The sequence below is a fragment of the Candidatus Njordibacter sp. Uisw_002 genome (genome assembly GCF_047730155.1).
Taxonomy (GTDB): domain Bacteria; phylum Pseudomonadota; class Gammaproteobacteria; order Pseudomonadales; family Balneatricaceae; genus Njordibacter.
This window is the reverse complement of record NZ_CP159832.1, coordinates 350,231-362,271: the sequence shown is the minus strand read 5'-3', so window position 1 is coordinate 362,271 and position 12,041 is coordinate 350,231. Positions and strand designations below refer to the sequence as shown.

The window sequence follows — 12,041 nt, the reverse complement described above, 5'->3', positions numbered from 1 at the left end:
CCTTAGGCACTAAACAGGATAAGGCACAAAGCAAATACTGGAGCTGCAGCTGTTAAACTATCAATACGATCCATAATTCCACCGTGACCTGGCAATATTGAACCACTGTCCTTGATACCACATTGGCGTTTAAACATACTTTCAGTTAAATCTCCAATAATGGATGAGAATAACAGTACCAGCACTAAAATATAGACACCTGCAGATAAATTTTGCAAAAAGTGAAGACTTTGTTGTGTAAACATAGAGATTAGAATTACTGTAACTGTGGCCCCACCGACCCCCGCCCAAGATTTTGCAGGGCTAACTCGTGGCATCAACTTTCTTTTCCCAAACCGTTTTCCAGCAAAGTAAGCGCCTGTGTCAGCCCCCCACACTATGAGAAACATATACAAAATCAACCATGGGCCCTGCTCTAACTCACGAATATAAACCATTGCAGCCCATGTAGGCACTAGCACCATAAAGCCAACGATACCTTTGCTCACCCTGCCACACCAAAGCAAACTCGCTTTTGGGTACAAGAAGACTAGGCCAGTGGCTAGCATCCACCAAACAGCGGTCACTGAAAATATAACTTCCTCAAAATGAGGCAAAGCTTTTTGCACAACCACAATTGCAAACAGTAAAGACAACACATACACGGTGCGCTGACTGCGGCTTACTAGGCGCATCATTGCCGTCCACTCCCATCCTGCCATCAGCACAATAAGAGCAATGAACAAGGAAAAAACCTGCGGTGGTAAAAAAAATACTGCGGCTAGAGTAAGTGGCGCGATCACCAAAGCTGTAGCGATTCTTGATTTCAACATATTATTATTTTTTTCATTGTATCAGTGCCGGCCATCTTGTGGCTAAGCTTCTGATTTTTGTTGTATTAATTGTGCACCAGTTTGACCGAATCTCCTTTTTCTTTGGCCAAATTGAACTAATGTTTCCACCATTTTTTGGTGTTTAAATTCTGGCCAAAGAGTGTCTACAAATACAAATTCGGCGTAGGCCATTTGCCACAGTAAAAAATTGCTTATGCGCTGCTCACCACTGGTGCGTATGCATAAATCAACGGCAGGCAAGTCCCCTAAACACAGGTATTTTTCAAAATCATCCTCACTAACTAGCCCAGCTTCCTTACCACTTACTTTAATATCTTCAGCCATTTTTTTAGCTGCTTCCAAAATATCCCACCGGCCACCGTAATTAGCAGCAATACTAAGTTGTAATCCAGTATTATTTATCGTTTTTTGTTCAGCTAAATCTATCAGTTTTTGTAACTCAAGGCTCAACCTATCGGTATCACCAATAATACGTAGGCGAATATTATTATCATGTAGCTTATTCACTTCTCGTTTTAACACATAGACAAATAGATCCATCAACGCCTTAACTTCAAGTTCTGGCCTACGCCAGTTTTCACTACTAAACGCAAATAACGTTAAGGCTGGAATACCATAATGCACAGCAGTTTCAATCGCCGCCTTTACTGCATCAACACCCGCCTTATGGCCCGCCACACCAGAGAGGTTGTGACGAGTGGCCCAGCGATTATTACCATCCATGATAATAGCAACATGCTCAGGCAATGTTTCTAGCTTGTGTGCAAGAATAGCTTCGCGTGGGTCGATCATACATTAATCCTTAATGTGAGCCTTAACAGAAATAATGATGCAGGTTAAACCTCCATCAAATCCTTTTCTTTAGACAATAAAGCCGTTTCAATAGTAGCTACATGAACATCTGTTACTTTTTGAACCATGTCTTCGCCACGGCGTGCATCGTCTTCTGAAATATCCTTATCTTTCAAAAGCTCTTTAATGTCACTGTTAGCATCACGGCGAATACTACGAACAGAAACACGAGCTTTTTCAGCCTCTTCTCGGGCGCCTCGAATGAAGCTTTTACGAGTTTCTTCTGTTAGCGCTGGCATAGGGACTCGAATCAAATCACCAGATGTAGATGGATTAAGGCCTAAATTAGCCTTCATGATTGCTTTTTCTATCTCTGGCACCATAGGTTTCTCCCAAGGAGAAACTGCTAAGCAGCGGCCGTCTTCAACAGAGATGTTTGCTAACTGGTTAAGTGGCGTATCACTACCGTAATAAGAAACCATAACACTGTCTAAAATGCTTGGATGTGCCCGTCCTGTGCGAATACGCTTAAAGGCTTCACTAAGAGCTGCAATACTTTTATCCATGCGTTCATTAGCATCTTGCTGAATTTCATTAATCATTTTATTCTCCGCCCGCAGGCAATGTCACATTCACTAAGGTGCCTTCATGTCCACCAACTACTAGATTAACTAAAGCTCCTGGCTTATTCATATTAAATACTCTTACTGGCATTTCTTGATCACGACACAAACACATCGCTGTAAGATCCATAATACCCAGCTGCTTTTCTATAGCTTCATCAAATGTCATATAGTCATATTTTACTGCATTTGGATTTTTTACTGGGTCCGAATCATATACACCATCCACCTTGGTGGCTTTAAGCACTACATCAGCTTCAATTTCTATTCCGCGCAATGAAGCTGCCGAGTCTGTAGTGAAAAATGGATTTCCTGTACCAGCAGAAAAAATTACAACATTGCCTTGAGACAAATACAACATAGCATTACGACGATCATAGTGATCCACTACGCCGCTCATTGGAATCGCTGACATCACTCTAGTAGTAATATTAGAGCGCTCTAGAGCGTCTCGCATTGCCAAGGCATTCATTACCGTAGCCAGCATCCCCATATGATCACCAGTGACACGATCCATGCCAGCCTCACTAAGGGCCGCACCACGGAATAAGTTTCCACCACCGATCACTAAACCTACCTGTACTCCAATGCCCACTAGCTGACCTATTTCTAAGGCCATGCGATCTAACACTTTAGGATCAATACCGAAATTTTCGCTGCCCATTAATGCTTCGCCACTAAGCTTGAGTAAAATACGCTTATAGCGAGGTTGGCGTTTATCCGAAATTGGCATTTGTTTTCTCCAAAACAGTAATCTGCAACAGCGTTACTATTAGTTTTAATATATAACGCTGACTTAACAATAAGATAGTGACTTATTAACAGCTCAAGGGCAAGTTGCGGCCGAGCTTAAGTCAAAAAAAAACGCCACCACAGTGACTTAATCACCATGGCGACGCCTCAAGTAGGTTAATAAGACTTAACCCTTTAGCTGCTGTGCCACTTCAGCGGCAAAGTCCACAACTTCAACCTCAATACCATCACCTACTTCTAAGCGATGGAACGCAGTAATAGAAGCTCCAGTGACGGCTAGTAAATCACTAATTTTCTGATCAGGATTCTTAACAAATTGCTGCTCAGTCAAGCTATTTTCAGCTAAAAACTTGTTGATTCGGCCCATCATCATTTTGTCAACGATAGCATCTGGCTTGCCGGCCATATCTGGCTGAGCTTTAATAATGTCCTTTTCTTTATTAACTTCTTCAGCAGTCATATCATCACGACTAATAACACGCGGATTAGTCGCTGTAACATGCATAGAAATGTCTTTAGCAAGCTCATTATCGCCATCAGTTAGCGAGATCAACGTAGCAATTTTTTTGTTGCTGTGCACATAAGCGCCTACATTAGCGCCTTCAAGCATCACAATGCGACGAGGAGTAATGTTTTCGCCAATTTTCTGCACTAGGGCTTCACGGGCATCAGATAGTTCACCCTGCATTAATACAGCCATATCATCTTGCTTAGCTGCAAACGCAGCGTCAGTTACCTTGGCAGCAAAAGCTAAAAAGCCTTCATCACGAGCGGCAAAGTCTGTTTCTGAGTTCACTTCAACCAATACGCCATACGAATTATCGTCAGCAACTTTTGCAAGCACAACGCCTTCAGCAGCAGTACGACCAGCTTTCTTTGCAGCTTTAAGGCCACTAGATTTACGTAAGTCTTCGATTGCTTGCTCAATATTACCTTCAGAAGCGACAAGAGCTTTTTTACAATCCATCATGCCCAAGCTAGTACGCTCACGCAATTCTTTAACCATAGATGCAGTAATTGCAGCCATTAGAAAATCCTCAATTTGGGTTCTCAACGCCGCCTTGGGCGTTGTTAAAAAAAGGGAGCCAAGCTCCCTTTTGTATATCCACCTAGCTAAACCGAAGGTTTAGGCTTACTCGGCGGCGGCTTCGATTGCTTCTTCAGCAACTTCTACAAATTCGCCAGCAACTGCAGTGCCGTCGTCTTTGCCAGAAGCACAAGCATCAGCCATTGCAGAAACATAGATTTCGATAGCGCGCAAAGCGTCATCGTTAGCAGGGATTACATAATCAATGCCGTCTGGGTTGCTGTTAGTATCAACGATACCGATAACTGGGATGCCCAACTTGTTAGCTTCGTTGATTGCAATACGCTCATGTTCAACGTCTACAACAAACAATGCGTCAGGAAGACCGCCCATATCCTTGATGCCGCCAATAGCGCGCTCAAGTTTTTCCATCTCACGCTGACGCATCAACGCTTCTTTCTTAGTCAACTGCTCAGAAGTGCCATCGTTAAACTGCGTTTCTAAGGTGCGGAAACGGCTAATGGACTGACGAATAGTTTTGTAGTTAGTCAACATGCCACCTAACCAACGGTGGTTAACGTAAGGCATACCAACACGACTAGCATGTTCTTTAATCAACTTACCTGCCGCACGCTTAGTACCAACAAACAATACTTTGTTTTTGTTGGCAGCCATGTTTTCAACGATAGCAAGTGCTTCGTTCAACGCTGGCAAGGTTTGGTCTAGGTTGATGATATGGATTTTATTACGAGCACCAAAGATATACTGACCCATTTTTGGGTTCCAGTAACGAGTTTGGTGGCCGAAGTGGGCGCCGGCTTTAAGCAGGTCACGCATACTTACTTTAGTCATTTAAATTTCCTTTTGTATGGGTTAGGCCTCCATAAACCCTCGCCCTGCGTCTTTTTCAACAAAAGAACAACAAGAACCACAGTTCGATCAGAAGCCTTAAAGCAGACCCCCAACACCCAGAACCATGTGCCGGTTTATGTGTGACGTTATAGTTAAGCTCCAAACACACCTATCTTTTGTTTGTACAAAAGAACAGAACGAATTTGGGCGCGCAATTTATACCATAAACAGCAATGAATATCAAAACTAATCGTGAGCATTAACGTTTTTCCATCAGATAATGCAATCCTCACCCCCTAGGTCACCTCATAAAGATTAACCTACCAACCTCAAAAGAAAATAATTAACATGAAAGCCATGGGGTTGAAGATGTCTGATATAATTGTTACAAAGATAGTTAACCATTAAGACTCGCCGCTGCAGGCACATTAATCTTTGAGAAACACATGAATATATTGATTAAAGACGCTATTGAAATTCAAAAAATGCGCGTTGCTGGAAGTTTGGCTGCGCAAGTATTGGAGATGATCCACGATTATGTGCAAGTGGGTGTGACTACCAATGAGCTAGATCAAATTTGTCACGACTATATTGTTGATGTGCAAAAAGCCATTCCCGCTCCATTAAATTACCACGGATTTCCTAAGTCTATTTGCACTTCTGTTAATCAGGTAGTGTGTCATGGCATACCTAACGATAAGCCACTTAAACAAGGCGATTTAATCAACATTGATATTACCGTTATTAAAGATGGCTATCATGGGGATACGAGCCGGATGTTTGCAGTGGGTGAAGTTGCCCCTCATGCGCAACGTCTGGTCGCCATTACTCAAGAATGCCTATATAAAGGTATAGCGCTCGTAAAACCAGGCGCTCGATTAGGCGATATTGGTCATGTGATTCAAGTGCACGCTGAGTCTAATCATTATTCTATTGTTCAAGAATATTGTGGCCACGGCATTGGGGCTGGTTTCCATGAAGACCCTCAAGTACTTCACTATGGCACACCCAACACTGGGGTTGAGCTTAAAGAAGGCATGATTTTTACCATTGAACCTATGCTCAATGCTGGCAAACGCCACGTAAAACTCAACAAAAAAGATGGCTGGACCGTAACCACAGTAGATAAACGTTTATCAGCGCAATTTGAACATACAATTTTGGTCACCGCTGATGGCTACGAGAACCTCACTATCCGTCAAGAAGAAATAGCTTAATGACATCACTGGTTAGTCAGTTACTACAAGACCAACTCATTAACCATGAGCAACTGCAACAGCAGTTTGCCAGGAAGCCTTGTGCCAAAGTACTAAAAACAGCTCTGGAAAACGGGCAAGATCAGCTGGATGAGTTATTTAACGAACACAAAGAAACTCGTATTTATGAGCTAATCCATGCTCGTGCATGGTTAGTAGATCAGATACTTCGCTTGGCTTGGCAACAGTATTCTTGGCCCGATGAAGCAGCACTGGTGGCTGTAGGTGGCTATGGGCGTAAGGAACTGCACCCACAATCAGACATTGATCTACTTATTCTTATAGGCGATGATGTTTCCGAATCGCTTTGGCACAAAAGTACCCAAGAGTTTATTACGTTTATTTGGGATTTAGGCCTACAAATTGGCTCAAGTGTGCGCACCCTAGAGGATTGTTGCAAACAAGCTAAAGGTGACATTACTATTGCCACAAGCCTGCTTGAGTCTCACACCATTATTGGCACAGCTGGCTTACGAAAAAAAGCGTTTGATTGGGTTATTTCAGACAAAGCCTGGAGCGATGAAGCTTTCTATAAAGCTCGCGTTAAAACTCAGCAACAACGGCACTTGCGCACCAACGAAACGGAATACAACCTAGAACCAAATATAAAGAACTCTTCAGGAGGCTTGCGTGACATCCAAACTATTGGTTGGATAGGTAAGCGTCACTTTGGCCTAAGTAATATGGCGCAACTTTCTAGCCACGACTATCTTAGCCAAGACGAGCTAGATACGCTTAAAGAAAGCACAAATTACCTTTGGACCATACGTTATGCCCTGCATTTAATTGCCAAACGACCAGAAGACCGATTGCTGTTTGATCATCAACGTAAGTTAGCTGCTTTTTTTGGCTATGAAGATAATGATGACACCCTAGCTGTTGAGCAGTTTATGCATCGCTATTATCGCACAGCAATGCACATAGCCGAGCTTAACCAAACATTGCTACAGTTATTTGATCAAGCTATCTTACACACACATGATGAAGACGTGGTTATTTCTATCAGTCGGCGTTTTGAGCTACGCAATGGTCGATTACAAGCCTGCTATCCAAGTGTGTTTTTGCGACAGCCATTTTCCATTATCGAAGCCTTTGTGATTTTAGCGCAACACCCAAAGTGCCATGCCATTGGAGCCGAGTGCAAGCGTTTAATCCAAGCCCACAGATACCTAATAGACGATAAATATCGCCGCGATATCCGGGTCAATAGTTTGTTTATGGAGCTGTTACGCTCTCCTGAGCGTATGTCACACACCCTATTGGAAATGCAACGTCAAGGAGTCCTAGGGGATTATTTACCCAGCTTTAATAAAATTGTTGGGCGGATGCAACACGACCTCTATCACATCTATACTGTTGACGCTCACACAATGAAAGTAGTGAAAAAAATGCGCGAGCTACTACTGCCAAAGGAGCGGGAACGCTTCCCTGTGGCAGCTCGACTCGTGCATGAGCTTCCCAAAATTGAACTGCTCTATATTGCTGGCCTCTACCATGATATTGGTAAGGGTAGTGGCCGTGACCACAGTGTAGTTGGGGCAGAAGAAGTACGAGAATTTTGCAAACAACACCAGCTAGGAAAGTGGGATACTGAGCTGGTTAGCTGGTTAGTGCGTAATCACTTATTAATGTCTATGACCGCTCAAAAGCGTGACATTGGTAACCCAGATATTATTCATGAATTCGCCACAAAAATGGGCGACGAGTTACATTTGAATTATCTATATGTGCTCACCGTTTGTGACATCAATGCGACCAATCCAGCGTTGTGGAATAACTGGCGCGCTTCTTTGCTACGACAACTTTATACAGCTACAAACCGAGTATTACGCCTGGGCCTTGATGTGCCAGTAGACCATCAGGCTTTGATTGAACAAACTCAGACTGACGCCCGAAAACTGTTGCAAGAGCAACGCTTTAACCCTGCTTCAGTGATGCGTTTATGGAAAAACTTAGGGAATGACTACTTTATTCGTGAAAATGCTAAAACCATTGCCTGGCATACTCGTACTATTTTAAACCATCAAGTTGATGGCCCTTTAGTTGCCCTGAGTGAAACGTCTTTTAGCGCATTTGAGGGTGGCACACAGGTATTTGTTTATACCAAGGACAAGGCCAATCTATTTGCAGCTCTTTGCGCCATTCTTGGCCACCTAAATCTAGACATACAAGATGCTCGCATCATCACCACTGAAGATGGTTACAGCATGGATACTTTTGTAGTTCTAAACGCTGATGGTAATACAATTAACCAAACGCCTGCTCTTTTAGAACAGCTGCAACAGCGCCTTACACACGCATTAAAATACCCAGACGATTTTGCATACATCGTTCAACAACGCCAGCCCAGAACCCACAAGCTCTTCAACCAACTCGCCACTGTTAGTCTGAGCAATCCAGAAGGTCACAGTTGGACACGATTAGAATTATCTAGTGGCGACAGGCCTGGGCTGTTGGCTCAAGTAGGTTTGGTATTTATGCATTTGGACATAAGCATTCAAAAAGCCAAAATTCAATCTATCGGTGGCCAAGTAGAGGATGTGTTTTTTATTACCCTAAGTAATGGCGAACGAATTACTGACAAGAGCTTACTAAATACTATTGAAACTAACCTATGCCATGCCTTGAGTAACTTATAAAGCCCCAATGATATTAAATGCATCAGTGACATGGTCATTTCTTCATTACTATTGCTCATGCTGCTACTTTATAAAACCTATGTTGGTCGTGCTAAAAACCACAACCTTCTTAAAAATGTCATAATAGCTAGGCTCAAACTGCTAACATATTATGATAATATTTTTACTTTACCCCTGAATAACCCATCGATCCTGATTTCTGGTATTATTTAACCTTTGTTTTTTAGGGACATCCTTAACCCTTCCAATAAGCATCTAAAATTTTTTTGGACACTCCTGTGAATCACGTATTAATGCACGGCATAAGCAATTGCGACACTATTAAAAAAGCCAAAAAATGGCTCCTAGCCCAAGGTATTGAGTTCAGTTTTAGGGACTATAAAAAACAACCTCCATCTTTGGAAGAGTTGCGAGAGTGGAGCTTGATACTGGGTTGGGAAGAGTTACTGAATAAGCGAGGCAGTACTTGGCGTAAATTGCCAGAAGAAGTGCAAATCAGTGTAAACGAAACAAACGTATTCGCTCTGCTACACGACAACCCTAGTATGGTTAAACGACCCTTGTTAGTCGTGCAAAATGCGACCCAAATTGACGCATTTTTAGGGTTTAAACCCGAACAATACGCTACTATTTTTAAACTATAAGTTTTACCCACTATTTATTGGAGAGTTACATGAGCCATTTTAGTTTTGCATTTGGTATTGGAAGCCAATCTACCCAAGGAGATTGGTTAGAGGTGTTCTATCCACAGCCTATCTTAAACCCAAGTGCAGGCTTAGTTGCAGCTCTTTCTAGCGTTTTAGGTAGCCATGTAGCCACAGGTAACCACGCCATAGAAATTGATGCCGAACAAGCCAACCAGCTTGGGCAAAAATTTAGTGCTGGTGGCGAAACAGACCAAGCTAAATGGCTTACTCAGTCTGCTGATAAAGGCCAGCCTATGGTGATTACATTACTAGAGACGGATACAGGCCCACAAACTACCCCTGAAGTGTACCTTAAGCTTCAGCTGCTATCCACCGGCCAAAAACGACCTAACACAATGGACCTTAATGGTATTTTTGGTCTTTTACCCAATGTCGCTTGGACCAACGAAGGCGCTGTAGCCATTGAAGATTTAACCCAACGTCAGATGGATGCTCGCCTCCGCGGGCAGTGGTTGCACGTTAACGCTGTAGATAAATTTCCACGTATGACTGATTATGCTGTGCCTAAAGGCATTCGCATTGGTGACGCATCACGCGTTCGCTTAGGCGCTCATGTAGCTGAAGGTACCACCGTAATGCACGAAGGCTTTATTAACTTTAACGCCGGTACTTTGGGCCATGGAATGATAGAAGGTCGTATTTCGGCAGGTGTGACCGTTGGCCATAACAGTGACTTAGGTGGTGGCTGCTCAACTATGGGCACCTTATCAGGTGGTGGTAAAATCGTTAACTCTGTTGGCGAAGATAGCTTAATTGGTGCTAACGCAGGCATGGGCATTCCCATCGGTGATCGTTGTATCATCGAAGCAGGTTTATACATTACTGGGGGATCAAAGGTAGCCTTATTAGATAGAAATAATGAATTAGTAGACACCGTAAAGGCTGCTACTCTAGCGGGTAAACCAGACCTACTGTTTCGTCGAAACTCACTAAATGGCCGTATCGAAGTTAAGCCTAATGGCACTCTTGTAGAGCTTAACTCTGATTTACACAGCAACAACTAAGATGACCCAAATCATGCCTTTATCACCTACCATTGCTTTGGCCCAAGATCTGATGGGACGCGCCTCTGTCACTCCCACAGATAAAGGTTGCCAAGAATTGATGATCGCTCGTCTTGAGGCGATTGGCTTTACTATAGAGCGCATGCGTTTTGGCGCAGTAGACAATTTTTGGGCTCGCCGAGGCTCCGATAAGCCAGTGCTGGCCTTTGCAGGCCATACCGATGTAGTGCCTAGCGGCCCTGTTGATCAATGGCACACACCACCATTTGAACCCACGATTAAAAACGGCTTTCTTTATGGCCGTGGTGCGGCAGACATGAAAGGCAGTTTGGCTTCATGGGTGGTTGCCCTTGAAACATTTATCGCCCTGCACCCAGATCATAAAGGAAGTCTGGCCCTTCTAATTACCAGTGATGAAGAAGGACCTTTTGTAGATGGCACAACACGAGTAATAGATACCTTAGAGGCCCGTGGAGAGAAAATGGACTGGTGTATTGTAGGCGAACCTTCCTCTACTACCACCCTAGGCGATGTTATCAAAAATGGGCGCCGCGGTTCTTTAACAGCCTTAATCACAGCTAAAGGCATTCAAGGTCATGTGGCCTACCCACATTTAGTGATCAACCCTATTCACAAAGTGGCACCAGCCCTAGCGCAGCTAGTGTCAACTACTTGGGATGAGGGTAATGATTTTTTCCCTCCTACAAGCTTTCAAATCGCTAACATTAATGGTGGCACTGGAGCCTCTAACGTGGTGCCTGGCCATGTTGAGGTGATGTGTAATTTTCGCTATTCCACACAACTAACAGCTTCTGACCTTACATCAAAGGTAGAAACCATTCTTAATGAGCATAATTTAGATTATGACATTCAGTGGACTTATAACGGTTTGCCTTTCTTAACAAGTTCTGGCGCTTTGGTTGATGCCTGTCGCCATGCTATTAAGGCAGTCACTGGAACAGACACTCAGTTGTCTACAGCTGGAGGCACCTCTGATGGTCGTTTTATCGCACCTACTGGAGCTCAAGTAGTAGAGCTAGGGCCTTGCAACGCAACTATCCATCAACTTAACGAATGCGTAAAAGTGAGCGATCTAGAACAATTGACGCAGGTTTATCTAGACATTCTCACTCGCCTAATGACTAAGGAACTTTAGTTATGATTCAAAGTGACATCGAAATTTATATCAAGTCTGTGAGCCCAGATGCCATTAAGGCGTGGTTGGAAACTGTGACCGCAAGCTTAGATGTACAGAGCTCCAATCCAAAACGCCAAGCTTACTGGGCTACCTTTGCTGATTCGGCCGAAGGCCAGCAAAAAGAGTTCGAGATCATCGTGCTTAATAAAGTTCAAAGCAACTTTAGTAGCATTTGGTTCAATACTAAAAACACTCCATGGACTAGTGATAAAGCATGTGCTCAAGCAGCTTTTTCGCACTTAAAATCAGCAGTACGCTGTGTTGTTTCTGGCTGGCAAGAAGGTGACTCTCCTGATCAATGGTTACACATTGATGAAAATGGTGAAGAAATTATTGATTGGTTATAGGACATTGACT

Annotated in this window: 12 protein-coding genes; 6 read left to right on the top strand and 6 right to left on the bottom strand. The window is 43.3% G+C overall.

Annotation, left to right across the window (positions count from 1 at the left end; genetic code table 11):
- Positions 1-2 precede the first annotated feature (2 nt).
- The 6 genes from ABXT42_RS01745 to rpsB all read right to left on the bottom strand — a co-directional run bounded on the left by ABXT42_RS01745 (position 3) and on the right by rpsB (position 4,880).
- Positions 3-812, bottom strand: coding sequence for a phosphatidate cytidylyltransferase (locus ABXT42_RS01745; protein ID WP_443628664.1), 810 nt, complete (start codon positions 810-812; stop codon positions 3-5).
- A 42-nt stretch (positions 813-854) separates the two neighbouring features.
- Positions 855-1,625, bottom strand: a complete 771-nt coding sequence (uppS, locus tag ABXT42_RS01740; protein ID WP_443628663.1) for a polyprenyl diphosphate synthase — start codon at positions 1,623-1,625, stop codon at positions 855-857.
- Positions 1,626-1,669: 44 nt separating this feature from the next.
- Positions 1,670-2,227, bottom strand: a complete 558-nt coding sequence (gene frr / locus ABXT42_RS01735) for a ribosome recycling factor (RefSeq protein WP_443628662.1) — start codon at positions 2,225-2,227, stop codon at positions 1,670-1,672.
- A gap of 1 nt (position 2,228) precedes the next feature.
- A complete protein-coding gene (pyrH, locus tag ABXT42_RS01730; protein WP_443628661.1) occupies positions 2,229-2,981 on the bottom strand; it encodes a UMP kinase in 753 nt (250 codons plus the stop codon).
- 186 nt (positions 2,982-3,167) lie between these two features.
- A complete protein-coding gene (gene tsf / locus ABXT42_RS01725) occupies positions 3,168-4,028 on the bottom strand; it encodes a translation elongation factor Ts (RefSeq protein WP_443628660.1) in 861 nt (286 codons plus the stop codon).
- A gap of 105 nt (positions 4,029-4,133) precedes the next feature.
- Entirely contained in the window at positions 4,134-4,880 is a 747-nt protein-coding gene (gene rpsB / locus ABXT42_RS01720; RefSeq protein WP_443628659.1) for a 30S ribosomal protein S2, read from the bottom strand.
- A gap of 446 nt (positions 4,881-5,326) precedes the next feature.
- On the opposite strand from rpsB, the gene map reads away from it, so the two are divergent.
- The 6 genes from map to ABXT42_RS01690 all read left to right on the top strand — a co-directional run bounded on the left by map (position 5,327) and on the right by ABXT42_RS01690 (position 12,031).
- Positions 5,327-6,097: a type I methionyl aminopeptidase gene (gene map / locus ABXT42_RS01715; RefSeq protein ID WP_443628658.1), complete on the top strand. Its 771-nt coding sequence runs from the start codon at positions 5,327-5,329 to the stop codon at positions 6,095-6,097.
- Positions 6,097-8,775: a [protein-PII] uridylyltransferase gene (gene glnD, locus ABXT42_RS01710; protein ID WP_443628657.1), complete on the top strand. Its 2,679-nt coding sequence runs from the start codon at positions 6,097-6,099 to the stop codon at positions 8,773-8,775. Before map ends, glnD begins: the two co-directional genes overlap by 1 nt.
- A 278-nt stretch (positions 8,776-9,053) precedes the next feature.
- Entirely contained in the window at positions 9,054-9,419 is a 366-nt protein-coding gene (locus tag ABXT42_RS01705) for a Spx/MgsR family RNA polymerase-binding regulatory protein (RefSeq protein ID WP_443628656.1), read from the top strand.
- 29 nt (positions 9,420-9,448) lie between these two features.
- A complete protein-coding gene (locus ABXT42_RS01700) occupies positions 9,449-10,486 on the top strand; it encodes a DapH/DapD/GlmU-related protein (protein WP_443628655.1) in 1,038 nt (345 codons plus the stop codon).
- 1 nt (position 10,487) lies between these two features.
- Positions 10,488-11,642, top strand: a complete 1,155-nt coding sequence (dapE, locus tag ABXT42_RS01695; RefSeq protein ID WP_443628654.1) for a succinyl-diaminopimelate desuccinylase — start codon at positions 10,488-10,490, stop codon at positions 11,640-11,642.
- Between the two features lie 2 nt (positions 11,643-11,644).
- The gene (locus ABXT42_RS01690; protein WP_443628653.1) at positions 11,645-12,031 is read left to right on the top strand and encodes a hypothetical protein; all 387 of its coding nucleotides are present in this window, start codon (positions 11,645-11,647) and stop codon (positions 12,029-12,031) included.
- The last annotated feature ends 10 nt before the right edge of the window (positions 12,032-12,041 follow it).

What these genes read in the sequence shown, in the direction of transcription:
- frr (WP_443628662.1), bottom strand. Translation starts at nt 2,227, where the DNA reads ATGATTAATGAAATTCAGCAAGATGCTAATGAACGCATGGATAAAAGT.
- glnD (WP_443628657.1), top strand. Translation starts at nt 6,097, where the DNA reads ATGACATCACTGGTTAGTCAGTTACTACAAGACCAACTCATTAACCAT.
- pyrH (WP_443628661.1), bottom strand. Translation starts at nt 2,981, where the DNA reads ATGCCAATTTCGGATAAACGCCAACCTCGCTATAAGCGTATTTTACTC.
- ABXT42_RS01690 (WP_443628653.1), top strand. Translation starts at nt 11,645, where the DNA reads ATGATTCAAAGTGACATCGAAATTTATATCAAGTCTGTGAGCCCAGAT.
- map (WP_443628658.1), top strand. Translation starts at nt 5,327, where the DNA reads ATGAATATATTGATTAAAGACGCTATTGAAATTCAAAAAATGCGCGTT.
- ABXT42_RS01700 (WP_443628655.1), top strand. Translation starts at nt 9,449, where the DNA reads ATGAGCCATTTTAGTTTTGCATTTGGTATTGGAAGCCAATCTACCCAA.
- uppS (WP_443628663.1), bottom strand. Translation starts at nt 1,625, where the DNA reads ATGATCGACCCACGCGAAGCTATTCTTGCACACAAGCTAGAAACATTG.
- rpsB (WP_443628659.1), bottom strand. Translation starts at nt 4,880, where the DNA reads ATGACTAAAGTAAGTATGCGTGACCTGCTTAAAGCCGGCGCCCACTTC.
- tsf (WP_443628660.1), bottom strand. Translation starts at nt 4,028, where the DNA reads ATGGCTGCAATTACTGCATCTATGGTTAAAGAATTGCGTGAGCGTACT.
- ABXT42_RS01745 (WP_443628664.1), bottom strand. Translation starts at nt 812, where the DNA reads ATGTTGAAATCAAGAATCGCTACAGCTTTGGTGATCGCGCCACTTACT.
- dapE (WP_443628654.1), top strand. Translation starts at nt 10,488, where the DNA reads ATGACCCAAATCATGCCTTTATCACCTACCATTGCTTTGGCCCAAGAT.